Annotated in this window: 24 protein-coding genes, 1 tRNA gene and 1 riboswitch; of the genes, 21 read left to right on the top strand and 4 right to left on the bottom strand. The window is 44.3% G+C overall.

Features of this window, described 5'->3' with window-relative positions:
• The first annotated feature begins 20 nt into the window (after nucleotides 1-20).
• From BM003_RS05050 to BM003_RS05010, 9 genes are all read left to right on the top strand, one after another.
• Complete coding sequence (locus tag BM003_RS05050; RefSeq protein WP_093670755.1) at nucleotides 21-449, top strand: F0F1 ATP synthase subunit epsilon; 429 nt, start codon at nucleotides 21-23, stop codon at nucleotides 447-449.
• A gap of 791 nt (nucleotides 450-1,240) precedes the next feature.
• Nucleotides 1,241-1,477 (top strand): DUF1146 family protein, encoded by a 237-nt coding sequence (locus BM003_RS05045; RefSeq protein ID WP_177184644.1) that lies wholly within the window; start codon nucleotides 1,241-1,243, stop codon nucleotides 1,475-1,477.
• A gap of 112 nt (nucleotides 1,478-1,589) precedes the next feature.
• The gene (locus BM003_RS05040; protein WP_177184643.1) at nucleotides 1,590-2,357 is read left to right on the top strand and encodes a YwmB family TATA-box binding protein; all 768 of its coding nucleotides are present in this window, start codon (nucleotides 1,590-1,592) and stop codon (nucleotides 2,355-2,357) included.
• 115 nt (nucleotides 2,358-2,472) lie between these two features.
• Entirely contained in the window at nucleotides 2,473-3,804 is a 1,332-nt protein-coding gene (gene murA / locus BM003_RS05035) for a UDP-N-acetylglucosamine 1-carboxyvinyltransferase (protein WP_093670751.1), read from the top strand.
• A gap of 276 nt (nucleotides 3,805-4,080) precedes the next feature.
• Complete coding sequence (gene spoIID / locus BM003_RS05030; protein ID WP_093670749.1) at nucleotides 4,081-5,073, top strand: stage II sporulation protein D; 993 nt, start codon at nucleotides 4,081-4,083, stop codon at nucleotides 5,071-5,073.
• A 570-nt stretch (nucleotides 5,074-5,643) separates the two neighbouring features.
• Nucleotides 5,644-6,522, top strand: a complete 879-nt coding sequence (locus BM003_RS05025) for a M23 family metallopeptidase (RefSeq protein WP_093670747.1) — start codon at nucleotides 5,644-5,646, stop codon at nucleotides 6,520-6,522.
• 180 nt (nucleotides 6,523-6,702) lie between these two features.
• Nucleotides 6,703-8,310 (top strand): gamma-glutamyltransferase family protein, encoded by a 1,608-nt coding sequence (locus tag BM003_RS05020; protein ID WP_093670745.1) that lies wholly within the window; start codon nucleotides 6,703-6,705, stop codon nucleotides 8,308-8,310.
• Between the two features lie 63 nt (nucleotides 8,311-8,373).
• Entirely contained in the window at nucleotides 8,374-8,970 is a 597-nt protein-coding gene (locus BM003_RS05015; RefSeq protein WP_093670744.1) for a chromate transporter, read from the top strand.
• The gene (locus tag BM003_RS05010) at nucleotides 8,967-9,497 is read left to right on the top strand and encodes a chromate transporter (RefSeq protein ID WP_093670742.1); all 531 of its coding nucleotides are present in this window, start codon (nucleotides 8,967-8,969) and stop codon (nucleotides 9,495-9,497) included. Before BM003_RS05015 ends, BM003_RS05010 begins: the two co-directional genes overlap by 4 nt.
• 1,077 nt (nucleotides 9,498-10,574) lie before the next feature.
• Here the strand turns inward: BM003_RS05010 and BM003_RS05000 are convergent.
• Nucleotides 10,575-11,780, bottom strand: a complete 1,206-nt coding sequence (locus BM003_RS05000; RefSeq protein WP_093670738.1) for an MFS transporter — start codon at nucleotides 11,778-11,780, stop codon at nucleotides 10,575-10,577.
• A 386-nt stretch (nucleotides 11,781-12,166) separates the two neighbouring features.
• On the opposite strand from BM003_RS05000, the gene BM003_RS04995 reads away from it, so the two are divergent.
• Nucleotides 12,167-12,484, top strand: a complete 318-nt coding sequence (locus BM003_RS04995; protein WP_093670736.1) for a MazG nucleotide pyrophosphohydrolase domain-containing protein — start codon at nucleotides 12,167-12,169, stop codon at nucleotides 12,482-12,484.
• Between the two features lie 60 nt (nucleotides 12,485-12,544).
• On the opposite strand, the gene BM003_RS04990 is transcribed toward BM003_RS04995, so the two are convergent.
• Nucleotides 12,545-12,904 carry a Lin0512 family protein gene (locus tag BM003_RS04990; RefSeq protein ID WP_093670734.1) on the bottom strand — a complete coding sequence of 120 codons (360 nt, stop codon included), beginning with the start codon at nucleotides 12,902-12,904 and terminating at the stop codon, nucleotides 12,545-12,547.
• Between the two features lie 368 nt (nucleotides 12,905-13,272).
• On the opposite strand from BM003_RS04990, the gene BM003_RS04985 reads away from it, so the two are divergent.
• The 5 genes from BM003_RS04985 to BM003_RS04965 all read left to right on the top strand — a co-directional run bounded on the left by BM003_RS04985 (nucleotide 13,273) and on the right by BM003_RS04965 (nucleotide 18,888).
• Nucleotides 13,273-14,358, top strand: coding sequence for a BMP family lipoprotein (locus tag BM003_RS04985; RefSeq protein WP_093670732.1), 1,086 nt, complete (start codon nucleotides 13,273-13,275; stop codon nucleotides 14,356-14,358).
• A 130-nt stretch (nucleotides 14,359-14,488) separates the two neighbouring features.
• Nucleotides 14,489-16,012 carry an ABC transporter ATP-binding protein gene (locus tag BM003_RS04980; RefSeq protein ID WP_093670730.1) on the top strand — a complete coding sequence of 508 codons (1,524 nt, stop codon included), beginning with the start codon at nucleotides 14,489-14,491 and terminating at the stop codon, nucleotides 16,010-16,012.
• Nucleotides 16,009-17,073: an ABC transporter permease gene (locus tag BM003_RS04975; RefSeq protein ID WP_093670728.1), complete on the top strand. Its 1,065-nt coding sequence runs from the start codon at nucleotides 16,009-16,011 to the stop codon at nucleotides 17,071-17,073. Before BM003_RS04980 ends, BM003_RS04975 begins: the two co-directional genes overlap by 4 nt.
• The gene (locus BM003_RS04970; protein ID WP_093670726.1) at nucleotides 17,073-18,038 is read left to right on the top strand and encodes an ABC transporter permease; all 966 of its coding nucleotides are present in this window, start codon (nucleotides 17,073-17,075) and stop codon (nucleotides 18,036-18,038) included. The genes BM003_RS04975 and BM003_RS04970 overlap by 1 nt, the downstream gene beginning before the upstream one ends.
• 253 nt (nucleotides 18,039-18,291) lie before the next feature.
• Entirely contained in the window at nucleotides 18,292-18,888 is a 597-nt protein-coding gene (locus BM003_RS04965; RefSeq protein ID WP_093670724.1) for a histidine phosphatase family protein, read from the top strand.
• A gap of 83 nt (nucleotides 18,889-18,971) precedes the next feature.
• Here the strand turns inward: BM003_RS04965 and BM003_RS04960 are convergent.
• A tRNA-Gly gene (locus BM003_RS04960) sits at nucleotides 18,972-19,042 on the bottom strand.
• Nucleotides 19,043-19,240: 198 nt separating this feature from the next.
• Here BM003_RS04960 and BM003_RS04955 point away from each other — a divergent pair.
• Both BM003_RS04955 and BM003_RS04950 read left to right on the top strand, forming a co-directional pair.
• A complete protein-coding gene (locus tag BM003_RS04955) occupies nucleotides 19,241-19,510 on the top strand; it encodes an ACT domain-containing protein (RefSeq protein ID WP_093670722.1) in 270 nt (89 codons plus the stop codon).
• 22 nt (nucleotides 19,511-19,532) lie between these two features.
• Entirely contained in the window at nucleotides 19,533-20,888 is a 1,356-nt protein-coding gene (locus BM003_RS04950) for a PFL family protein (protein ID WP_093670720.1), read from the top strand.
• A gap of 57 nt (nucleotides 20,889-20,945) precedes the next feature.
• Here the strand turns inward: BM003_RS04950 and BM003_RS04945 are convergent, their stop codons facing one another.
• Entirely contained in the window at nucleotides 20,946-21,134 is a 189-nt protein-coding gene (locus tag BM003_RS04945; RefSeq protein WP_093670718.1) for a hypothetical protein, read from the bottom strand.
• 179 nt (nucleotides 21,135-21,313) lie between these two features.
• Here BM003_RS04945 and BM003_RS04940 point away from each other — a divergent pair, with 179 nt between their 5' ends.
• The 4 genes from BM003_RS04940 to BM003_RS04925 all read left to right on the top strand — a co-directional run bounded on the left by BM003_RS04940 (nucleotide 21,314) and on the right by BM003_RS04925 (nucleotide 26,039).
• The gene (locus tag BM003_RS04940; RefSeq protein WP_093670716.1) at nucleotides 21,314-22,093 is read left to right on the top strand and encodes a polyphosphate kinase 2 family protein; all 780 of its coding nucleotides are present in this window, start codon (nucleotides 21,314-21,316) and stop codon (nucleotides 22,091-22,093) included.
• 162 nt (nucleotides 22,094-22,255) lie between these two features.
• The gene (locus tag BM003_RS04935) at nucleotides 22,256-23,788 is read left to right on the top strand and encodes a Ppx/GppA phosphatase family protein (protein WP_245734075.1); all 1,533 of its coding nucleotides are present in this window, start codon (nucleotides 22,256-22,258) and stop codon (nucleotides 23,786-23,788) included.
• A gap of 74 nt (nucleotides 23,789-23,862) precedes the next feature.
• Complete coding sequence (gene galE, locus BM003_RS04930) at nucleotides 23,863-24,867, top strand: UDP-glucose 4-epimerase GalE (protein ID WP_093670712.1); 1,005 nt, start codon at nucleotides 23,863-23,865, stop codon at nucleotides 24,865-24,867.
• A gap of 103 nt (nucleotides 24,868-24,970) precedes the next feature.
• Nucleotides 24,971-25,076, top strand: a riboswitch (SAM riboswitch).
• 144 nt (nucleotides 25,077-25,220) lie between these two features.
• A complete protein-coding gene (locus BM003_RS04925; RefSeq protein WP_093670710.1) occupies nucleotides 25,221-26,039 on the top strand; it encodes a MetQ/NlpA family ABC transporter substrate-binding protein in 819 nt (272 codons plus the stop codon).
• The last annotated feature ends 8 nt before the right edge of the window (nucleotides 26,040-26,047 follow it).

The raw sequence follows: 26,047 nt of genomic DNA, 5'->3' as shown, positions 1-26,047 counted from the left end.
CTAATGAGGGGGGCTGGCTGATGAGTACGGTGCATACGGATATCGTCACACCTGCGGGCAAGGTGTACGAGGGAGACGTCCATATGGTATGTGTGCGTTCCAAAAGCGGCGAACTAGGTATTTTGCCGCATCACTTGCCGATTGTCGCTCCACTTGAAATCGCACTTGTTCGGTTGAAGCATGAAGACGAGAAAATTGTCGACTATGTGGCTGTTCACGGGGGCTTCATCCAGGTGAGTCGCAGTACGATTACAATTTTGTCGGAAGCTGCAGAAAAAAGAGCCGACATTGATGTAGAACGTGCCAAGAAGGCAAAGGCTGAAGCTGAAGTGCAGCTCAGCACACTTCATGAGACTTCCGATGGTTATGCAGAAGCATTGCTGAAACTGGAGCGATCAGAGCTTCGCATAGCTACAGCAGCGATTGACGATTCAGTTCCAGAAGCATAAGAGCTATAAATCGAAGGACTTATCCCGTAAAGATTGTGGGATAGGTCTTTTTTTACTATAAGAAAATGTTAAATTGAGCGGAGTATTGTGTAAGCGATCCAAAAAATAGAGGAAACTTCGATTAACGGCACTCACATCCTATGAGCAACGTCGAAGCCACCGCGTCCTGCGGAAGTGCGTCCTTAGGCTTCCGGATCGCCCGCGGCAAGCGAGCAGCTAAAATGACAATTAGGCGCATAGGGTTGATGATTTGAAGTCGCATCCTGTGAAAGTAAGAACCGGGCGCTTTTTGCCCGGTTCTTCTGTGCCAAGTTAAGAAAGTATAACGTTTTGCCTTGCTGGTACGACGATAAGGTCATAAAATTCGGTTGGGCGATCAGGTAAGCGCCTAATCTGAGAAATAAACGGAAAAATTCCGTTTAATTAGAAAATGAATGAAAAAATTGCTTAAATAGACGGAGAAATTCCGCTTATTTGTTCAAAAAGTGTACAGATGTATTTGGTATATTTTTTTCGCACTTTAATAAATACAAAGACAGCATTATTTATTTCATAATGAAATAAATTGAAAAAAATATTATTAGAAAAACAGTGGTTATTTCTCGCGATCCGCGATAAAATGATCACAGGCAAAAAATATTATGTTTTCATTAAAAACGTATTACAATTTCATTACGAATGAGGAGATGGATGCACAATCTCTTGTTCTTATACGAATTACATGTGTTGATCGTATATGGAATTAGAGAACAGGCATTACATATGAAGACAGAAACAGGCGGTGGCTTTGATTGATTGAAAATTCCGGCCTTCAGGCAATGATCAGCATCTTAATTCATCTCAGTTTTCTTGCGCTCACGTGGTGGGCTCTGCAAAGCTTGAAATTCGAAGCAGTATTTCGCTATCCGAAAAGCTTGCAGGCAAGAATTTTTTATGTGCTTTTGGCCATCGCGATCAGTTATCCTGTAGCCAAGTTTTTTCTTGACTATGTCGTTTGGTCTCTGATGTTGCCGCAAATTTACAATTGACTATGATCATTCTCTTTACTACAGCGAAATTGCTCTGTTTTTGACGAAAAGTTCCACGTATGCCTCCTTCTTTCCCTTGGGAATAATGAAGACAGGGAGAGAGGCGGGCATAATGAATCGGAATATTTTTCTAATAATAATCTTTTTACTGAGTATCCAGTTGTATACGGCGACAAGTCAAGAACGAGCGTCAGCGGAACAGGCAACACATCAAAGCGACGAATTAAATCGTGTCTCATTATTTGCGCAAGCTTTTAAGAAGTATCATGCGCATGTGTTTAATTGGACGGTTTATGCGCGTGAGAACGAGGCTTCAAATGTAACGCTTACTCAATTTCACCATTTATTCGCACAAAAAAAGGCGCAATTAACTAGATACAGCTGGAAGAAATTGCGACCAAATGAAGGGGCCATAGGTTGGCAAGGAACAAAAAAAGTAACGTCTGGCAACTATCAAATGAGGGTAACTTATATCGCTTATCCCAAAGGAAAGTATTACCAGACGGTCGTACTATATCGAGTATCCGGCGAATCTCTTATGCAGAATGAATGGTTGAAAAACAAAAAAGAAATGACGGCGGAAATGAGTAGAATTTTTCACGGACAAGAGCACATCTACACTTGTGTAAAAGCTTATCGCAGTGCTAAAATGAAACTTGCCTTAATTGACGAAGGAAAACGATATTTGAACTTTTTTTCAGCTGCTCCAATTGAACGACTGCAAGAAAAAACCTTTGTATCAATTTCCGCATATACTAAGACATGGAACAATGCCATTTATACAGCGAACAAAAAGATGAACATTCAGGCGGCCTTGAGGAATGATGGGGACCGGACCATTATTGTCCTTGGCTCACCGATCATAACGACGGAATACTAAGTGGGGAATATAAATCTTAGGACACTCCTCGTTTTGATTTGATTTAGTAAAATACGCGGCACGGAAGAATGTTCCGGATCGAGCGAAGAGATAAATGGACGCGGAGGGGAAAAGTTTGGAAAAAATTATCGTTCATGGAGGGAAACGGCTTTCGGGCTCTGTGAAGATTGAAGGTGCAAAGAACGCTGTTCTTCCTGTCATTGCCGCATCAATGCTTGCCTCTGAAGGCACAAGCAAGATATATAATGTACCGGAACTGGCGGATGTATACACAATTAACGAAGTATTACGTTATTTAAATACGTCGGTGAACTATGAAAATAAAACGATTATGGTTAACGCAATGGCCGATCTATTTACGGAAGCGCCATTTGAATATGTTCGGAAAATGCGTGCGTCATTCTTGGTTATGGGTCCTCTTTTGGCAAGGGTTGGTCATGCGAAAATTGCATTGCCGGGCGGCTGCGCGATTGGATCACGCCCGATTGACCAACACCTCAAAGGGTTTGAAGCGATGGGTGCACAAGTTACCATTGGTAATGGTTCGATAGAAGCGAGCATCAACGGAAAACTTAAAGGCGCAGTCATTTATTTGGATTTCCCAAGTGTCGGCGCTACGGAAAACATAATCATGGCGGCATCGCTTGCCGATGGAAAAACAGTCCTTGAGAATGCGGCGTGTGAGCCGGAAATTGTTAACTTGGCGCAATACCTCAATGCGATGGGCGCAAAGATAAGTGGCGAAGGAACCGGCAGAATCACAATTGAAGGTGTTGAGAAGCTGCATGGTGCCGAACACACGATCCTTCCCGATCGGATTGAAGCAGGAACGTACATGATTGCGGCTGCGATCACCGGCGGTAATGTGTTGATTCAGGACTCAGATATTGAAGATCTTCGTCCCCTAATTGCAAAAATGCGTGAGATGGGTGTTACAATTGAAGAAGAAACGGATGGCGTTCGTGTCATCGGCAGTGACCATCTTCATACGGTTGACGTAAAAACAATGCCGCATCCCGGTTTTCCAACTGACCTTCAAGCTCAGATGATGGCACTCTTACTCAAAGCCAAAGGAACATCGGTCATCACAGAAACGGTGTTTGAAAATCGTTTTATGCATGTCGAAGAATTCCGAAGAATGAATGCAACCATTAAAATTGACGGACGCTCTGCGGTCATAAGCGGTCCATGCGATCTGCAAGGTGCCGAGGTGGCAGCAACAGACCTCCGCGCGGGTGCTGCACTTGTTATTGCCGGGCTTGTTGCAAAAGGCTATACAAAGGTCAGCCGTCTACACCATATTGATCGCGGCTATGTAGATTTGACAGGCAAGTTACGTGCTTTAGGCGCGGAAATTGAACGCGTAAACCTAAACGAGGTGGAGCAACCTGTTGCTGTCGCTGATGATCTGCGCGGATCCCTTAGCATTAATCCAAAATTTGCTTAAACAGATGTATTAAAATAAAATAATGTCTTAAATCAAACTCGACCTGACTGACCTGGTCGGGTTTTTTGCAGTACTAGATAATACTGGTTTAATCAATTGGTGGACGAATAGAAAGTTGCATAAATCGTTTTGAATTTTCAGAAATAGATAGTTATAGAAAGATCTTTAAACAAGATTATATGCAGCAGCGGCGGAACTATGTGTGAACAGCCTGTTCTAATTAACTCAGGGACAACATAAATTTTAATAAATCAATGTCCTGGAGGCAAAAACCATATGAAGAAAGCCGCCGTACTCCTTTTCCTCTTCGCGCTTGTCATTATTATTATCCCCGCGGCAGTCGTGATTCCATTCACACATAAGGCTGTAGGTGAACAGAAACAAAGCCTAAGCAGCAATCGAACTCAAAGCGCGGCTCAGCAAAGTTTGATAACCGTCTCCGTTTACAGGTCAGAACAAAAACAAACGGATCACGTGGATTTAAATGATTATTTGGTTGGTGTTGTTGGATCAGAAATGCCAGCCAAGTTCAGGGTTGAGGCACTAAAAGCTCAAGCAATCGCTGCACGAACGTACATTATGGCGCGTATTATTGAAAATTCGGATGTTCGTGTGACAGACACAGTACAGAACCAAGTGTATCATAGTCCCGAAGAATTAAAGAAAATTTGGGGTAAGGACTATGATTGGAAAATGAAAAAAGTTAAAAAAGCAGTTGATGGTACACATAACCAAGTCATTACTTATAATGGGAAATTAATTTCTCCGGTGTTCTTTTCGACAAGCAATGGACAAACGGAAAATGCTAAAGACTACTGGACAAATGATGTCCCATACCTTAAATCAGTACCCAGTCCATGGGATAAACTATCCCCAAGGTATAGAAACACGAAGTCAATCAGCATTCGAGCAGTTGAACAGGCACTAGACATTAATTTGGCAAATAATCAAGGTGTTTTAGGGAAGGTCGTTCGGAAAACGAGTACCGGTCATATTGCGCTCTATGAGATCGCGGGCAAGCGATTTACAGGCAGGCAGGTGCGCGAAAAATTAAAACTGAGCTCTACTGATTTCCAGCTCACACGAGTTGATAATCAAATCAAAGTGTTGACCATGGGCAGCGGACACGATGTCGGAATGAGCCAATACGGAGCGGAAGGAATGGCCCGCGAAGGAAAGGCAGCCGAACAGATCATCACTTACTTCTACAAAGGGACACAAATTAGCAAGATGACAGTCAAAGGGGAAAAGGAAATCGCAAAAAAATGATCGTTATTTTGCAGGGACCTGAGTTTTGGTGCCTGTTTTACATGTTTAGAAAGTACAGTGTTTTGGCTTGTTGATACGACGATAAGTGTCATAAAATGTGGTTGACAATTAGGCTAGCACCCAATCTGATAAATAGACGGAGAAATTCCGCTTAATTAGATAATGAATGAAAAATTCACCTAAATAGACGGAAAAATTACGCTTATCGAATCGAAAAACGTGAAAATAGAGGTATTTTCCGTGCATAAGCGGAAAAATTACCCTTATTTACCTATGAAACAAGCGTCGTGATGTAAATAACCGGAAAATCTCCGCTTATTTTTACTCTCACCAGATTTAAGTAAAGATCAATAAGACGGACGAGCACCATATTTTTTTCCAAGAATGCGCAGATGGAGTGTCTGTTCACAATATTTTCAGAAAACAGAACGCAGATTATTCTTAAAAAATAGCAATTTATCGATGCACTTTTGTTAATTTTATAAATTTTTACAGAAAAAAACTTGATTTTTCATTTTCAATGTATAGATTGGCCGCATTCTGATCAGAATGTTGCTGAGGTGATACAATTTGACAGATAACAAGGATCAAAAGAAAACGCAAGAAAAAGAGTTGTCCGGTCTGCGAAAACTAGCAAAACGGCGTTGGTTCTATCCCGCCTTATATTTATGCGCCGCATCACTTATCCTTACCGGGGTGCTGCTCTTTCAAATGAATGGCGCGGATAAGGCGAGCGAGAATCAGGATAGCACGGTTTTCAATCAGGACAAAGCAACGCCTCATGCACTTAATGCCGGGGATGAAGTATTTGAATGGCCGGCAAAGGCAGAGGACACAACAACGGTCCAGCCATTCTATGACGTCAAAGGAACTGAAGCAGAACAGCAAGCCGCTCTCGTAAACTATAACAATTCATACGTCCAAAATACGGGCATCAACATTGGCGCGAATGATGAAAAACCGTTTACAGTTACAGCGGCGATGGGTGGAAAAGTTACAGAAGCAACGAAGGACGACACCTTGGGTTACAAAGTCACACTGAAACATAAAGACGGTGTTGAAACAATGTATCAAAGTCTCGGATCAGTAGATGTCGCTAAGGGACAAGAGGTTGCTCAAGGAGAGAAAATCGGAACCGCAGGAACAGAAGCGTTGAACAAAGCGATGGGTGTTCATCTACATTTCGAGATTCGCAAAAATAATATTCCAGTCAGCCCGGAAAAATATATGAACAAGAGTGCTTCAGATGTGAAGGCAGTAACGGTTGGCGCTCAGTCAACAACAGCAAATCCGTCAGCCTCTGAAAAGGTAAAAGATCAAGGCAGCACAGAAACACCGAAACAGGACAGCGGAAAGTCAAAGGACCAAAGTAAATCGAACACAAAATCACAAAGCGATTCAACCAAAGGGTCATCAATTGACAAAAGCTCTCTTGACACGGACAACTGAAATAAAAATTGATTGAAAGCGGTGCCTGTACAGGCACCGCTTTTTGCTATTGTGCAAAGTGAACATAAGCACTGTCAATTGGTTGATAAAAAAGTAAAATCATCACGTGCCGCATATACAGGGTTAACATGGCTGGGGTAAAATGAAAGAACATACTCCACTGAAAAAGAGGCGTGGCACATGTTTGATTATCACTTTAATCCATTTCCCCAGTCGAGAAATTCAATTTTCGCAAAAAGAGGAATGGTGGCAACCGCGCAGCCATTGGCAGCCCAAGCGGGTCTCGATATTTTGAAAGACGGCGGCAACGCGATCGACGCAGCCATTGCCACGGCGGCTTGTCTGACGGTAGTTGAACCCACTTCCAACGGAATCGGCAGTGACGCTTTTGCGATTATTTGGACAAAGGGAAAACTTCACGGACTGAATGCCAGCGGGGTTGCTCCGCAGGGCATTTCCATTGAAGCGATTCGCGCACGTGGTTTTGATACGATACCTGCACACGGTTTAGAGCCGGTGATGGTTCCCGGTGCTCCCGCCGCGTGGGCAGAGTGTTCACGCAAGTTTGGACGTCTCCCTTTAAAGGATGTGCTCCGTCCGGCCATTGAGTATGCGGAGCAAGGCTTTCCTGTTTCGCCTGTTGTCGCCAAAAATTGGCGTCATGCCTTTGATGAATATAAGCAAATTTTCCACGATCCTATGTATGCGCCATGGTTCGATATCTTTGCTCCTGATGATCGAGCACCTGAAGCAGGCGAAATTTGGCGTTCCCCAGATCACGCGCGCAGTCTGCGAGCTATTGCCGCATCAAATGCTGAAGCCTTTTATCAAGGCGAATTGGCGGATCAAATCGATACTTTTTCACGCGCACATGGAGGATTTATCCGTAAAAGCGACCTTGAACAGTATCGTCCGCAATGGGTTGATCCTATTTCAGTTAATTACCGCGGTTATGAAGTGTGGGAGCTTCCTCCGAACGGGCAGGGGCTGGTTGCTTTACTTGGCTTGACTATTTTGAAGCAGTTCGATTTGAAGAACGAGGATTTGATTGATACATATCATAAGCAAATTGAAGCGATAAAGCTTGCTTTTTCCGATGGCAAATCCTATATTACGGATCCGCGCGACATGGGTGATGAAACGAAGCAGCTGCTTTCGGAACAGTACGCTGCATTGCGGGCAAAACAAATTGGACGATTGGCGATTACTCCGGAGCCGGGCAGGCTGCCAAAAGGCGGAACTGTCTATTTGGCAACCGCTGATGATGAAGGGAATATGGTTTCTTTCATTCAAAGCAACTTCATGGGATTCGGGTCGGGGATCGTGATTCCGGGTACAGGAATCTCAATGCAGAATCGCGGATACACCTTCTCGCTGAATCCAAAGGACGCAAATAGCCTCGCACCTGGAAAGAAAACATATCACACCATAATTCCGGGCTTTCTAACGCAGAACGGACAACCGATCGGGCCGTTTGGTGTTATGGGCGGTTATATGCAGCCTCAAGGCCATCTGCAGGTCGTGAGCCGATTAATTGACGAGCACCTGCATCCGCAAGCCGCACTTGACGCACCGAGATGGCAATGGATTGAAAACAAGACGGTAATGGTTGAACCTGAGTTTCCAAATGCGTTGGCGCAAGCATTAGCACGGCGCGGACATGACATTCGCATCGCTCTAGACACCGGTTCCTTTGGACGCGGACAAATTATTTGGCGCGACGCGAAAACCGGAACTTTAGCAGGGGGAACAGAATCACGGGCGGACGGCATCATTTCCGCCTGGTAATAGGAACACACTTTGATCTTCTAATATAGGAAGAAAGAATGGAAAAGATAGGAGTTTGATCGGATGACTCAGGAAGGTGAAAACAAGTCGATTCAGAAATCTACTTTAGCAATTCATTGGGATTTATTTGTCGCTTTTTTCCGCTCAGGGATTGTCAGTTTTGGCGGTGGTCCATCCGGAATCCCGCTCATAGAGGCTGAGGTGGTCAAAAAATATCAATGGATGAGTCTTGAAGAATTCGGCGATTTAGTGGCTCTGTCAAACGCTCTGCCCGGACCGATTAATACGAAGCTCGCCGGATATGTCGGCTGGCGCGTGAAGGGACTCTCAGGTTTGCTGATCGCACTTGCGGCAGTGGTTCTGCCTACCGTTGTTTTAATGATCGTGCTGCTCGGAATGCTCGCCCGATTCCAAGACCAGCGGTGGGTGCGCGGGATGACGCAGGCGGTTCTGCCGGTGGTCGGTGTATTGATGGCTCAGCTGACTTGGAGCTTTATGAAAAATGCTAAAAAGGGTTTGGGATGGACAATCAGTTTGATTCTGGTCGGATTGAGCTTTGTATTGATGGAAGTACTGCATGTCCACCCGGCAATTCTGATCGTGTTAACTTTGCTACTTGTTCTGCTTAAGCCTTCCAAAAAGGCGGGTGAGCACAATTGATTCTGTGGCAATTATTTCTGGCGTTTTTTATTCCGGCTATTCTTGGCTACGGCGGTGGTCCCGCATCGATTCCACTTGTAGAAAATGAGGTCGTCGGCCACTATCACTGGATGTCGGTATCGGAATTCAGCAATATCTTGGCATTCGGAAATGCTCTGCCCGGGCCGATCGCTACCAAAATGGCCGGCTATATCGGCTATGATGTGGCGGGTATTGCCGGATCGGTAGTTGCGATGGTTGCGACCGTTGCACCTTCACTTATTCTACTTATTACGCTTTTGCATCTGCTCGAACGATTCAAAGATTCGCCAAAGGTCAAGTGGCTGACTTTATTGATTCGTCCGATTATCGTAGTCATGCTTGGTATGATGGCCTACAATTTCTTTGCGACTTCTTTGCAATCATCAGGATGGCTGCCGATGGTCCTGATCGCCGCGGCAAGCCTTATTCTAATACAGCGCTTCCGGGTTCATCCTGCTTTTGTGATTGCTGGTACGCTCATTATTGGTGCTGCGTTTATGGGATGAAAAAATAAACAGTAAACGAAAAACCATTGGCTAATAAGATTAGGCCAATGGTTTTTTTATTGAAAGAATTGAAGGGAGATTCTGCTTTCATGCCGCCTTACTATTCCTGAACAGTAGACGTGAGATGCGCAACAACACGATGCGCGAAAATTACAAGATTAAGTCCCGAATTGCCGGGATAAAGCTCGAGCACGGCGTCCATTTCCGGGTAAGGCCGCAGTTTTCCGGGATAGTTCAGGATTTATCCCGGATTAAATGCCAAGTTTCCCTGATTAAGTCCCAACTTGGCGGGATATTTTGCGGAATTCGGCCGGTACGCCGGTTTGTTTTTTTCGGTGTGCGAACGAGCAGTGAGCAGAAAAGAAAGAAATGGCTGGAAAAGATTTATCAGGTCAGTCGTAACTAATTAGAAAAACCGGGCACAGCCCGGTCCTTACTTCCGCATGATGCGGTGACTTTCACGTTGCATACAGGACGTATGCGTAATTAGCGAAAGTTCTTCTATTGTTAGCGAAGGTTCCTTGCATACGAAAGCTCCTTTGCTCCAAATACCGGTTTGAATCATCAACCTTGTGCGTGAACAGACATTTCTGTTTCATAAATCATTTTGGTCCTTAATTAAGTAACGCGGCCGGAGTAAAATAAGCGGAGATTTTCCGGTTACTTGTATCCTGGCGCTTGTTTCACAGGTACATAAGGGTAATTTTTCCGCTTATTCACAGAAAAACCCTCCATTTTCACGTTTTTCGATACGATAAGCGGAATTTTTCCGCCTATTTAAGCTATTTTTTCGTTCATTTTCAAAATAAGCGGAATTTATCCGTTTATTTCTCAGATTGGACGCTTATCTGATCGCCCAACCGAATCTTATGACCTTATCGTCGTACCGGCAAGGCAAAACGCTTTACTTTTTTTACTTATTAGGAAACTTGGCTTTGCCAAGTCTCCGGCTAAGGCAAAGACTTAGTCGCACTTACACTCGTTTCCTTGAGTCTTTAATTTTTTTATACTTTCTTAACTAATCAAAAAGGCTTCCCGATGTACACGGGAAGCCTCTTTACTACTAAAAGTTTTTCTTTAAGCCAATTCTTTGTTCTTCGTCTCTTTACCGAGGAAGAGCACAGCTAAAATAGCGACAATAATGGAAATGCAGAAGATCGTGAAGATGCCGCCGATGGATACCTTCTGCACGAGCAAATAGCCGACAAGAAGCGGTCCGAAAATGCCGCCGATTCGTCCAAAAGCTGCCGCCATGCCTGTGCCGGTGCCCCGAATAACTGCCGGATACTGTTCCGGTGAATAGGCGTACAGTGCGCCCCATGCACCGAGGTTAAAGAATGAAAGCAGGATGCCGGAGATCAGAATGACCGGCAGTGTCGTCGCATAGCCGAAGAAATAAGCGAATACCGCAGTGCCCAGCAAGTAGACCATCAGCACCCACTTGCGACCCCATTTTTCAATCAGCCACGCGGCAGTGAAATAGCCCGGAAGCTGCGCAAGTGTCATGATCAGTACGTAACCGAAGCTTTTAACCATACTGAATCCTTTAAGAGCGACGACGCCGGGAAGCCAGAGAAACATGCCGTAGTATGAGAACACGACGCAGAACCAGAGGATCCAAAGCATCACGGTTTGGCGGACATATTTTTTCGACCAGACCTCAACGATGTTTTGCAGCACAGAGGGTTTATCCTGCAAATTTTTCGCGACATAGTTTGCCGAATCGTGGATATTCCAGCGAAGATAAATGGCGTAGAATGCCGGAAGCGCTCCGATCAATAATGCGATGCGCCATCCGAAAGGCGGAATAATAAAGTACGCAATCAGTGCAGCGATAATCCACCCACCTGCCCAGAAGCTTTCGAGCAGTACGACAATCCGACCGCGATTTTCTTTGGCAACACTTTCGGAAACAAGGGTTGAAGCGACAGGCAATTCACCGCCAAGGCCCATGCCGATGAAGAAACGTAGTACAAGAAAAACGGTGATTCCGGTAGCCAGTGCTGACAGACCGGCACCGACAGAGAACAAAAGCAGAGTTAAAATAAGCACATTTTTCCGTCCGATTCGGTCGGCCATTAATCCGAAAATAAGCGCGCCGACAGCCATACCGATTGAACTGATGCTGCCGATCCAGCCCATTTGAATCGAATCTAATTTCCAATCGGCTGCCAAAGCTGCGATGATGAATGACAGCATACCGACGTCCATCGCGTCAAACAACCAGGCGAGACCGGCGACGCCAAGCAACTTTTTTTCCGAGGGGTGATTCGTGAGTGACATAATATCCTCCTATTAAATGAGTGCAGCTCTTAGTGTTTATGAAACAGAGCGTGTTCATCTTTTATTATTCAAATCTGTCCCCATTATAATGACAAACTTTACAAGTGTAAATACACTTGTAGAAAACGTTCTTTCTAATTGTTCAGAAAATCATTGGGGTCAATCATTTTATCTTAATTTATCCCTGCTGCTCGGCCTTATCCGAAAACGTTTGGAAACGGATCAATTACTGTTTAGTTGCACCTTAGTCTAGCCCTGTCATTTCCGTAAAATTATGTCCGATTTTTCACCGTTAATCCTGCGTGATAGCGAACGCACGTGCTATAATCAACTCATGAAAAGTACCGGAAGATTAGTCGCAAAAGGAGCAAATGGAGGAATAATACATGAATCTGAAAGAAGTACAGGAATGGGAGAAAAGATTTTATGAAAAGCGTGGTTGGAAGGATCTTCCTCCATATATACGTGTTGGTTTTTTAATGGAAGAGATAGGAGAGGTGTCGCGCGCGGTTCGCGCCTATGAGATAGGGCGTGATCATCCGGGTGAGTCTGCCGAAACAAAGGCTGAGATCAAGCAGAATCTATCTGAAGAAATTGGCGATGTGCTCTCAAATTTAGCGATTCTCGCCGATCTGTATCAGTTAAGTTTGGATGATGTGGTTAACGCGCATCGCGAAAAGCTCTATGATCGATACAAGGAATAAGAAGAGAAAAGAGGCCAATGGAAGCAAGATATAGATGCGCTTACCGGCCTCTTTTCCTCTTTAGCAGCCCACTTCTACCGAAGCGTTAACAATGTACATTAAATCGTTTTTATCATTTTTTTCTTTAAGTACGATTCCGCTTGGAGCAGCCATACCTCCGTCCATAACTACAATGTGAACCGTGCCATAGGGAATCTCGGCTTTCACTTTTTCAAAGTCCAGGGATTCTTTATCCATAGGAACGGCGAGGCGAATGGTCACTTTCATGTTATTCAGATCATTTTCCGGCAGAAAGTGAGTGATGCCTGGCATAGAATTGCGGTGAATCGCATCGCGAACGGCACGGACAGCAGCGGTTGTCACATCTTGACCATGAACGTCAATACCAAATCCTGTTTCAATAAATAGAAGCCGATCCATAAATAGAAACCTCCTCAGAACCCTTTTGGCTTCATTATAACAAAAGTATCCTGTGTACTGTAATCATATGAATGGCATGACCTCTGTCAGATAATATGACAGTAACCACCATTTTTTTTGCATAAGAACTAAAATAGTTGAGAGATAATCTATTATGGAAAGGAGAAAGCAGGTGAAGAGCAACGATTCATGTGAAATACGCATGAATTAAAGAATTTTGACGGGGATAAATAATAAAAACCGAACGATTATTCCGTTGTTCTACTAAATTTTCGCTTTTTCGCTAGTTATTGGTTTCCTTTTGAACTGAGATAAGCTATAGTAAAGTCTGTGAGTTTAATTAAAAAGATTTAACGGGGGGATTTTAAGTGTTTAAAAAGAGAATAGCAGTGCTCGTAGCTTTCGTTGTTGTCATGGCATCTGTTCTTGCTGGATGCGGCAATGGCAAATCGAGCGGTGACAGCGCGACAAAGAAAAGCGCGTTTAAAGCCGGTATGGTTACGGACACAGGCGGCGTTGATGACAAATCCTTCAACCAGTCTGCTTGGGAAGGTTTGAAAGATTTTGCTAAAGACAACGACCTGAAAACAGGGACGGGCGTTAAGTATTTGCAGTCAACTCAAGCTTCGGATTATTCACCGAACTTGAATACGATGATTCACCAGAACTTCAACGTGGTTTATGGCATTGGATTCCTGATGCAGAGTGACGTTCAGAAGATTGCTGAACAGAATCCGAAAGCGAAACTCGGTATTGTTGATGCCGTTGCTGTTGATAAGAACAATAAACCTCTGAAAAATGTGGCAAGCATTACATTTAAAGAACAACAAGGCTCGTTCTTGGTCGGTGTCGTTGCAGGTTTGACAACGAAAACAAATAAAGTCGGCTTTATCGGCGGTATTAATTCAGCACTGATCAAGAAGTTCGAAAACGGCTTTAAAGCCGGTGTAAAAACTGTGAATCCGAAAGCGGAAGTCTATGCTCAATATGCCGGTGCTTTCGATGCACCGGATAAAGGACGCGCAATCGCTCAAACAATTTATACAAAAGGCGCGGACATTATTTATGCATCTGCCGGCAATACGGGCAATGGTGTATTTACGGAAGCGAAGAATCGCACCAAGAATGGCAAGAAGGTATGGGTCATCGGTGTCGATAAAGATCAGCATGATCAAGGACTGCCGGAAAACGTAACACTTACTTCCATGGTGAAACGTGTGGATAAAGCAATCTATGATGTAACGAAGCAAACAAAAGCAGGCAAATTTCCAGGCGGAAAAGTACTTGAATTCGGACTTGAACAAAATGGTGTAGGTATCGCGCCAACAACTGAAAACGTATCGAAGAAAGCTTTGGACGCTGTAAATGACTATAAAGGTAAGATCATTGATGGTTCGATCACTGTTCCAACAACGGACAAGGAATTAAAGGAATATCTTGCTAATTTGAAGTGATTATTAATATTTGCTGATGGATGAGGCGGAATTCTGTCTCATCCATCTATTATAATTAAGCAAAAAACAAGTTTTGACATAGTGATAAGGACAAACTTTTTTACATATTCAGAGATGGGAGACTGAAGGCATGTCCTATGCAATTGAAATGAGACATATTAGGAAAGAATTTCCCGGTATTGTGGCTAATGACAACATTACCCTTCAGGTAGAAGAGGGAGAAATTCACGCGTTGTTCGGTGAAAATGGAGCCGGAAAATCAACGTTGATGAATATCCTTTTTGGTCTCTATCAGCCTGATCAGGGAGAACTATATGTTCATGGGAAAAAGGCAGTCATTAATGACCCCAACGACGCAACTCGGCTCGGCATAGGCATGGTGCATCAGCATTTTATGCTGATCGACAAGTTTACTGTTGCTGAAAATATTATCTTGGGAAGAGAACCAAAAAAGCATGGCTTGCTGGATATGGCGAAAGCAGTCAAAATTGTTAAGGAACTCTCCGAAAAATACGGGCTGGACGTTGATCCTTATCAAAAGGTCGAGGATATTACAGTAGGGATGCAGCAGCGTGTGGAGATATTAAAGACACTCTACAGAGGCTCAGATATACTGATTTTCGATGAGCCGACAGCTGTGCTGACTCCGATTGAAATTAAAGAATTGATCGTGATCATGAAACGCTTGGTATCGGAAGGCAAGTCAATTATATTGATCACGCATAAGTTGAAAGAAATCTTTGAGGCATGTGATCGCTGCACCGTCATCAGGCGCGGGAAAAATATAGATACGATGTCGATTTCCGAGACGAATCCAAGCGATTTAGCCAGTATGATGGTTGGACGTAAAATTCATGTCCAAGTCAATGACGCACCATACGATCCTAAGGAAAAGGTATTGGAAATTGAGCATCTTAATGTACTGGATTCTCGCAAGGTTAATGTGATCAAGGATTTACACCTGTCCGTACATGGTGGAGAGATTCTTGGCATCGCGGGTGTGGACGGAAACGGGCAAACGGAGCTGATTGAAGCAATCGCCGGTCTGCGCAAAGTTAAAGAGGGAACGATCAAACTCAACGGTCAAGATATTACGAATCAAAAAACAAGAAAAATTGTAGAGGCAGGCTTGGGCTATATACCGGAAGACCGGCAGAAACATGGCTTGGTGTTGGATTTCACGATTGGCGAGAACATGGTACTCCAAACCTACTATAAAAAGCCTTATGCCGAATCCGGCGTTTTAAAGAACAAAGTGATTACCAAAAAGGCGGAACAACTGATCCAAGAGTTTGATATCCGCACTCCAAGTGAAAAAACGCTTGCACGCTCACTTTCGGGAGGCAATCAGCAAAAGGTTATTGTCGCTCGTGAAGTGGATCGAAGTCCGCAACTCTTGATTGCGGCACAGCCGACACGAGGACTGGATATTGGCGCGATCGAGTTTATTCATGGCAAATTGCTCGATGAAAAGAAGAAGGGGAAAGCAGTTCTGCTTGTTTCTTTTGAGTTGGACGAAATTCTTCATTTAAGTGACCGAATTGCTGTGATCTATGAGGGGAACATCATTGATATCGTGAATCCGAAAGAAACGGATGAGAATGAACTTGGCTTGCTTATGGCCGGTCGTAAGAAAGGAGGCGCAGAGTCGTGAACAGACTTTTGAAAAAAGTTGATTGGATCAATCTGTTGATCCCTGTTGTTTCCGTAGTACTTGGCCTGCTTTGCGGGGCGATCATCATGCTCATCATTGGTTACAATCCGTTGCTGGCTTATCAATCCATTGTGGAATCCATTTTCCTTCAGCCCTATTATGGTGGTGAAACGATCCGGGCGATGATCCCGCTTGTACTTGCAGGACTCGCTGTTGCATTTGCCTTCCGCACCGGTCTTTTCAATATTGGTGTGGAAGGTCAGCTGATGGCCGGCTGGTTGGCCTCTGTGGCTTGCGCCATCATTTTTGGTCACCTTCCAAAAGTGGTTCTGCTTCCGCTTTCTATTCTCGCCGGCGGGGCAGCGGGAGCATTATGGGGTTATATCCCCGGCCTTCTTAAAGCAAAATTTAAAGTGCATGAAGTCATTTCAACGATTATGATGAATTATATTGCTCTCTATTCGACGGCGTATATCATAAAGAATTTTCTTTATACCGAAGGGGAACGCACACCGACAATACCACACGCAGCATCACTGGCTTCCCCGTTTCTTGCCAACTTGACTCAGGGTTCTCGGCTTCACTGGGGCTTTATTGTAGCGATTATCGCAGTGCTGGCGATGTGGTTCATTTTATGGAAAACGCCAAAGGGCTATGAGCTCCGTGCTGTCGGCTTCAGCCCTGACGCGTCGAAGTATGCAGGAATGAATGTTAGTCGGAATATTATTCTGTCGCTGACAATTTCCGGTGTCTTTGCTGGCCTAGGTGGTGCGATGGAAGGACTGGGCACTTATCAGTATATGACGATTAATTCTGCATTTACCGGGATTGGTTTCAATGGTATTGCTGTTGCCTTGCTCGGCTTAAACACACCGGTTGGCGTATTGCTTTCCGGTGCGCTGTTCGCCGGATTGCAAACCGGCGGCTTGACGATGCAATCGGTAGCCGGAGTCCCGGTTGAATTAATTCAGATCATCATTGCTCTGATTATTTTCTTTGTCGGCTCCGGGTATGTGATTAAGTGGGCGCTCGGCCGCCTATCGAGAAAGGGGCACAAATAATGAGCCTTTTTGAAGTATTGACGATTATTATTCCTTCGACACTGCTTACCGCTGCCCCGTTGATTTTTACATCATTGGGCGGTGTTTTCTCTGAACGTTCGGGAGTTGTCAACATCGGACTGGAAGGATTGATGGCAGTCGGTGCCTTTACGGCGGCTATTTCTACCCTAGGGTTGGAGCGCGCGGGACTTGGTGACGCATCTCCCTGGATTGCCATTTTAATTGCGGCTGTTGCAGGGGGGATTTTCTCGTTGATTCACGCAGTGGTCTCGATTTCTTTCCGCGCAGATCAAACAGTCAGCGGCGTGGCGTTAAATTTTCTTGCAGCAGGGTTAACCATTTTTCTCGTGAAAATGATTTTTGATGGAAAAGGGCAGACCCCTTATATTTCGCATAATATTGATAAAATCAGCATTCCTGGATTAAGCAAGATTCCCTTTATAGGACCAATCTTTTTTCAACAAGTGACGTATACATCATACCTTGCCATTCTTGTCTCTGTGTTTGTCTGGTTTATTATTTTCAAAACGCCATTCGGATTACGCCTTCGTTCGGTAGGTGAACACCCGGCTGCTGCAGACACGCTTGGCATTAATGTCAGCAGGATGCGCTACATAGGTGTCGCTCTGAGCGGTGTGTTCGGAGGAATCGGCGGTGCCGTATATTTGGTAACAATTACATCCAACTACAGTGTGACGACGATCGCCGGACAAGGTTTTCTCGCGCTTGCCGCACTTGTCTTTGGTAAATGGCATCCAATTGGCGCCATGGGTGCATCATTGTTTTTCGGGTTCGCCCAAGCACTCAGTATTACGAGTCAGCAGATTCCGTATTTGGATCGTTTGCCTTCGGTCATTATGCTGACTGCGCCATACGTACTGACATTGATTGTACTCACCGGATTTGTCGGTCGTGCAGAAGCTCCAAAAGCGGATGGTGTTCCGTATATAAAAGGGCAAAGGTAAAGAAAAAATTTTTTTATATACTTATCCACGCATTGCTCGCGTGGTCTAAGAAAAGAACTGTTTCCGATTAATTGGTGACGGTTCTTTTTCACACTGCTCACGCCTTGATTGGTGATAAGAATTGTCGTTCAGGATAATGAATTGGAAAACTTGGCACTACATAAGAAATAATTTTCCGATATAATAGGAGATAAGATTATTTGGAGCCTGTGATAAGCGGGCTTTATCAGAAAGAACAGTTGGAGGATTGATCATGACGACAATTTGCCTAGTCAGGCATGGAGAGACCGATTGGAATGCGATCGGGAAACTGCAGGGACGCGAAGATATACCGCTGAATGAGCGGGGAAGACAACAAGCTGAAATGGTTGGAGAATTTCTGGAATCCTCGAAGTTTTCCGCTGTTGTGACCAGTCCACTGCTTCGCGCAAAGCAGACAGCGGAGATCGTGAACAATTATATTGGAAATTTGCCTTTAATAGAAAACGCAGACTTCATTGAAAAAGCGTACGGTAAGGCGTCCGGCATGACAATCCCGGAGCGTGATGAACAGTTCCCGGATGGAAACATTCCGGATATGGAGCCCATTGACTTTGTCAAAAAGCGTGTTGTTCACGGCCTTTCAACGATGAGAGCGTGCTTTCCCAATCAGACGATCCTGCTCGTCGCGCATGGAGGTCTAATTAATGTTATTCTGGCAATCCTGTCAAATGGGGAAATTGGAACGGGAAAGACCAAGCTTTTCAACACATGCATCAGTCATATTGCGACAGCTGGCGATTCGTGGAAGATTATTGATTACAATCGAATTGAGCATTTGAGCAGATTCGGTAAAGTGACCAGCATCTAATTGGCCGATTTTTTGCAGCTGGTTAAAGTCTTACGCAACGAAAAAAGAGCGGAAATCCGCTCCTGAAAATTTTTTGCTTGTAAAGCGGGTGATGGGAATCGAACCCACGACGAGAGCTTGGGAAGCTCTAATTTTACCATTAAACTACACCCGCGAAAGCCTTTAAAACCATAATTCATCTTATAAGAATGGCTTCTTTTTGTCAATGTTTCAGATTCGCTTGCATCATAAAAATTTCTTGAGATAATGGCAATAAGGAGCTGCCCTGAAAAAGTAATTGGGACAGTACTCGATTTTGACTAACGAACAAAAAACATGAATTTAGGTAAATGACAAACAGGGAGTGGAACAAGTGAAGGCGATTTTAACAGTAATTGGCAAGGATAATGTCGGTATTATTGCAGGTGTCAGCAGCAAGCTGGCTGAGCTTGACGTAAATATTCTTGATGTTTCCCAAACCATCATGAACGGTTATTTCACCATGATGATGATTCTTGACTTATCGGCTGTTTCAGACAGTTTTGGAGAAATTAAAAAGTCTCTAGCTGATAAAGGCACAGATCTTGGTGTTCAGATTAAAATTCAGCGTGAAGAAATCTTTACATCCATGCATAGCTTATAAGTTGGAGGAAAAAGAAAAAAACATGGAAACAACACAAATATTAGAAACGATTCGGATGATTGAGGAAGAAAAATTAGATATCCGAACAATAACAATGGGCATTTCACTTTTGGATTGTATTGACAGCGATGGAGAGAAGGCGCGTGCGAAGATCTACGATAAAATCACACGCCTAGCTGAAAACCTGGTGAAAACCGGGGAAGCTATCTCAGATGAATTTGGTATTCCAATTATTAATAAACGAATTTCCGTTACACCAATCGCGCTTGTGGCAGGAGCGTCGCAGGATGAAAGCTATGTTGCCTTTGCGCAAACCTTGGACAAGGCTGCGAAAACAACCGGAGTTAATTTCGTTGGAGGGTTCAGCGCGCTGGTCCAAAAAGGGTATACGGCTGCTGACCACAAGCTGATCCGTTCGATACCGGAAGCACTTGCGACAACCGACTTTGTTTGTTCATCAGTCAATGTCGGTTCCACACGTTCCGGCATTAATATGGATGCAGTTAAGCAACTGGGCGGTATTGTTAAAGAAACGGCAGAACGAACCGCAGATAGGCAAGGTTTAGGCTGCGCCAAATTAGTCATCTTTGCGAATGCCGTTGAGGATAACCCCTTCATGGCTGGCGCTTTTCACGGTGTCGGCGAAGAAGACTGCGTCCTTAATGTTGGTGTGAGCGGTCCGGGTGTTGTGAAGAGAGCGCTTGAAAAGGTAAAAGGCGAACCGTTCGATGTTGTATCGGACACAATTAAAAAGATTGCCTTTAAAATTACGCGTATGGGCCAACTCGTTGGTCACGAGGCATCAACTCGGCTCGGTGTTCCTTTCGGTATCGTTGACTTGTCCCTAGCGCCGACACCGGCGATCGGTGATTCTGTCGCCCATATTCTTGAAGAGATAGGGCTCGAATCTGTGGGTACGCATGGTACAACCGCCGCATTGGCGATGCTCAATGACGCTGTCAAGAAGGGCGGCGTTATGGCCTGCAGCCATGTCGGCGGTTTGAGTGGGGCGTTCATTCCGGTATCCGAAGACGCTGGAATGATCCACGCGGTTGAAAAGGGCGCGTTGAATCTGGAAAAATTAGAGGCGATGACCGCGGTTTGCTCCGTAGGTCTCGACATGATTGCGATTCCCGGAGATACACCTGCAGAAACCATTTCCGCGATGATCGCTGATGAAGCGGCAATTGGTGTCATTAATAATAAGACGACAGCGGTCCGCGTGATTCCCGCTCCCGGTAAATCTGTCGGAGATACGGTCGAATTCGGCGGTTTGCTTGGCTACGCTCCGGTCATGGATTTTAATCACAACTCCTCCGCCGATTTTATTAATAGAGGCGGTCGGATTCCGGCTCCGATTCACTCATTTAAAAATTAATATGCAGAAAAGAACGGAAACCGCATTGAAACGGTCTCCGCTCTTTTCATTAGGGGCTTAACGATTGTTATTATGGTTCTGGTCTTTGCTGTGACTGTGACATTCGCCGTAATTTTTTGAAGTTGCGTTGTCACCTGTGCGCTGCGCGCGTTCTCTTTCTTCTACAGAATGTTCGTCAAGTGGTTCGGCAAACTCTTCGTTAAATTGATTTTCCGACTTATTGAATTTTTCATCTTTATGTCCCACAATAACCACAGCCCTCTATTGGATTTTGGCGTTGCCGCCATGAGATAGTGTGAGCGTAATTCAAATAATTATGCCTCATCAGATTATGAATTGATATGGATAATACGATATGTTTTTGGATAGTCATGTCGCAAAAGCCATATCTTAAAATTATCGAAAAAATGAGAGGAAGGTTAAAAATGGAAGAAGGAAAATTAGCTAAAGTGGATCTGCAACGGGGCATAAAGCATAAGGAGGTATACGAGAAAAAGCTGGCGAAGTACCAATTGAAGTTGCTATCAATGCAGCACTTGCTTCTTGAGCATAAATTAGGGGTTCTGTTTGTCTTTGAGGGATGGGATGCAGCCGGAAAAGGAGGGGCGATTAAACGGGCGGTAGCTAACCTTGATCCAAGGGGCGTTCGTGTCTGGCCGATAGCTGCACCGGCGCCTCATGAGAAGCGCTATCACTATATGCAGCGTTTCTGGAGGAAAATTCCTCAATATGGACAGATCGCGATTTTTGACCGCTCCTGGTATGGGCGGGTACTCGTTGAACGCGTGGAAAAATTGGCGGAACCGAACGAGTGGAAACGGGCGTTTCAAGAAATAAATAATTTTGAAAAAGCACTGACCGATGACCGTTACATGATTGATAAGTTCTGGCTTCACATTAGTAAAGAAGAACAATACAAACGCTTCAAAAGTCGAGAGTCAGACCCATTGAAAAAATGGAAAATTACGGATGAAGACTGGCGAAACCGTGAGAAGTGGGATGATTATGTCATAGCCGCTGAAGAAATGTTCAAGAAAACCAATACAGCCGCTGCCGCTTGGCATATAATCCCTGCTAATAACAAATGGTACGCGCGTATTGCCGTGCTGAAGCAAATGACAAAATCAATTGAGCGTCATTTGAAGATGAATGGGGTCAAAGTCGTCGAGGAGTTTCCGGATAACTCAGAACTAAAAAAAGATTGAGTTGACGATCAGTTTTTCTGTAATTAGAGCATTTTCACGCATAGATCCACTTTTTAGACTATAATTTTAATTGAGAAGAGCCTGATCATACTGCTAATTAAAGGGTTGACGAAATTCACGCTCTCCGGGCGAAATGGGCAGGGGGAGAATATTTTGGAGATTGTGCAGAAACATGCGATGATTGACATAGGGTCAAACTCGATTCGACTTGTGATTATTGGCATTGATCGTGACTATTTTTTTAAAGAACTTATAAATTTTAAAGCAGTGGCAAGATTAAGTAACTACATAGATGAAAACGACAATTTAAGTAGAGAAGGTACTGCTGTTCTTCTGTCGGTTCTAAAACGATTCCAATTCATCATTGAGCGTGAAAAGGATGTGTGCGTGGTCGACGCTTTTGCCACTGCCGCGATGCGCAAAGCGAAGAACCGGGACACAGTATTGAAACGTGTTTTAAATGAAACAGGGGTGGAGGTTCGGCTTCTGTCCGGATTAAAGGAAGCGTATTACGGCTATTTCGCAGTCATTAATTCGACTTATGTCGACGATGGCATTTCAATCGACATTGGAGGCGGAAGCACTGAAGTCACGATGTTCAAAGGACGCCGGCTGGTTCACTCGCATTCTTTTCCGTTTGGAGCTGTGACGCTTTATCAAACCTTTTATAAAAACGGTGATCCGAATAAAATGGAACGGCTAGAGGCCTATGTTAAAAAGAAATTCAGCTCACTCGATTGGCTGTGCGGCAATGAACTCCCAATTATCGGTATAGGCGGGACTGCCCGTAATCTGGCGCGTATTGACCAAATTCAGGAGCATTATCCAATGGTCGGGCTTCATCAATACACGATTCCTCGTGAGCGGCTGAACAATTTGACGAAAAAATTGGCATCCATGACCATTGAGGAACGCGAAAGTATGGACGGACTTTCCAAAGACAGGTCCGACATTATTTTACCGGCGTCGGCAGTCATCAATTTGCTTGTGAAAATGAATCATGGGGAAACATTCATGTTGAGTGGTGAAGGTCTCCGCGAAGGCGCCTTTTATGAATGGATGCTTCGGCAGAGAGATGAGACGCGTATTCCCTATGTTTTGAATGAAAGTATGAGACAGATGAGGCATAACTTCAATTTGGACAGTCACCATACCGCATATGTGAAGAAGTTGGCCTTTCAAGTGCTTGACGGTATACTTGAATTGTTAAAGGGAAAAGGCTCGGAAAAACGTATTGCCTGGGTACTTTCTCATAGTGCCGATCTTGCGTACCTTGGCGAGTTTGTGAATAATGAATCGAGCAGTGCACAAACCTTTTACTTGTTGACGAATATTAACATTAATGGGATCAGTCATCACGACCGACTGGCAGTAGCTCTCGTTGCTTCATTTAAAAATCGCGCGAATCTCATTGATTTCGCTAAACCTTTCCAGCAGCTGCTGGCTAAAGATGAAATGAAGGTGTATGAGATATTAGGTGCTGTACTACGGCTCGCCCATGACTTTGATCGTACAAAATTGCATGTTGTTGATCGTTTAGCCGTCAAAATGACGAAGAAAAAGCAGCTTCAAATTATCGCCTATTATCATGATGACGCTTATTTTGAAGAACAGGCAGCGCAAAGGCATAAAAAGCATCTTGAGCGTGCTTTAAAAACAACAGTGGCGATTCAGTTCAAGAGGGTTGCCGAATAAGGCTTGTCAAGCATGTGTATAAGGTGGAAAATAAAAGAAGTTAATGTCACGTTCAGGACGGGAAGGGGTAGTTTATGTCTATTTTAGTATTAGGCGGAGCAGGTTATATCGGCTCACACGCCGTTTATCAGCTGATTGATGCCGGGGAAGATGTTGTGGTTGTCGATAATCTGCAAACGGGTCACAAGGAAGCACTGCATCCTAAAGCGAAATTTTATAAGGGCGATATTCGTGACAAAGCATTTTTAGACACTGTTTTTAAAAAAGAAGTCATTAAAGGTGTCATTCATTTTGCGGCGAATTCACTGGTTGGCGAATCGGTGGAGAAACCGCTGATGTATTTCAATAATAATGTATATGGAATGCAGGTATTGCTTGAAGTCATGCAAGAAAATAATGTAAAGCATATTGTGTTTTCGTCAACGGCGGCGACTTACGGTGAGCCGGAAGTGGTGCCGATTACAGAAGAGATGCCGACCCAACCGACGAATCCATACGGCGAGACCAAGCTGACTATGGAAAAAATGATGAAATGGTGCGATCGCGCATATGGTATGCGTTTTGTCGCACTCCGCTATTTCAACGTTGCCGGTGCAAGCAAGTCCGGCGCTATCGGTGAAGATCACCATCCGGAAACACACCTAATTCCAATTGTGCTTCAAGTCGCAGCCGGCGAACGTGATCATATCTCAATTTTCGGTGATGATTACGCCACGAAGGACGGGACTTGCGTGCGCGACTATGTGCATATTGAGGATTTGATTGCTGCGCATCGTCTGGCACTTCGATATCTTTTTGATGGCGGTAAGAGTGACGTTTTCAACCTCGGCTCAAGCGAAGGCTTCTCCGTTAAAGAAATCATTGAGGCCGCACGCAAAGTGACGGGCAAAGCGATTCCTGCAGAACTTGCTCCGAGAAGGGCTGGAGATCCAAGTACCTTGATTGCTTCACCGGAAAAAGCAAAACGTGTGCTCGGATGGAATCCGCAGCATACAAACATTCCTGAAATTCTTGCGGACGCTTGGAAATGGCACAGCAGCCATCCGCAAGGCTATGCGACGGCTGAACCAATAAAATGATGAGATACAGTCATTGACTATCAGAACGCTCTCAAAAGTGATGACAAACTTTTGACACATTAATCGTTTCATTGTACAATCAAACTACTAACCAATTGAATACTTCTTATCCAGAGTGGCGGAGGGACTGGCCCGATGAAACCCGGCAACCAAATGAAAATTTAGGTGCCAATTCCTGCAGAATCCGTTTGGGTTTTGAGAGATAAGAGAAGATACGGACAAGTCGAGCTTCTCTCTTATCGGGGGAAGCTCTTTATATTTTCCAACTTCTCAGGAGAAGGGAAACAGGATGGTTTGAAGAATCTGCGGTTAGAATTCATAGTATTCTTATATACAAATGGGAGGAAGACAGATTGAAAAAGGTTACTGCACTTTTATCAGCATTAGTGGCATTTTCTCTAGTATTCGTGCTAGCTGCTTGCGGCAACGGTTCTTCAAAAGAATTGAGTGAAAAAGAAATTACGGTCGGCGTGACCGGAGGCCCTCATCAACAGGTTATGGAGCAAGTGGTGAAGCTAGCTAAAAAAGATGGTTTGACGATTCACTTGAAAGTTTTTAATGACTACAATCAACCCAACATCGCTCTGAATGAAAAAGAATTGGATGCGAACAGCTATCAAACACTTCCATTCCTTAAGAATCAGATTGAAAATAAAGATTACAAAATTACCGACGTATTTAAGACAGTCGCTTTCCCAATGGGGATCTACTCCAAGAGCATTAAGGACATTAAAGATCTGAAGAAGGGCGATAAAATCGCAGTTCCGAACGATCCGGCAAACGAACTTCGCGGCTTGCAATTGTTTGAAAAAGCCGGTGTAATTAAACTGAAAAAAGGTTCTAACGTGACAGCAACGAAACGAGATGTTGTCAGCAATCCGAAGAATCTGAAGATCATTGAAATGGATGCGGCTCAACTTCCGGCTCAGCTTGGCGAAGTTACTGCCTCAGCAATCAACACGAACTTTGCGATGGGCGCCGGACTTACCGTTCTGAATGACTCAATCTACCATGAACCGTTAGTAAACAACCCATATCCAAACTATTTCGTTGTTCGTACCGATAATAAGAACGACAAAGTTGTAAAGCAGCTGAAAAAGTATTACCACTCAAAAGAAGTTAAAGATTTCATTAAGAAGAAATTCGGCGGTTCTGTAGTTCCTGCTTGGTAAGGAGGCAG

The sequence above is a fragment of the Sporolactobacillus nakayamae genome (assembly GCF_900113325.1).
Classification (GTDB): domain Bacteria; phylum Bacillota; class Bacilli; order Bacillales; family Sporolactobacillaceae; genus Sporolactobacillus; species Sporolactobacillus nakayamae.
The sequence above is the reverse complement of the archived record's forward strand: the minus strand, read 5'-3'. Positions and strand labels throughout refer to the sequence as shown.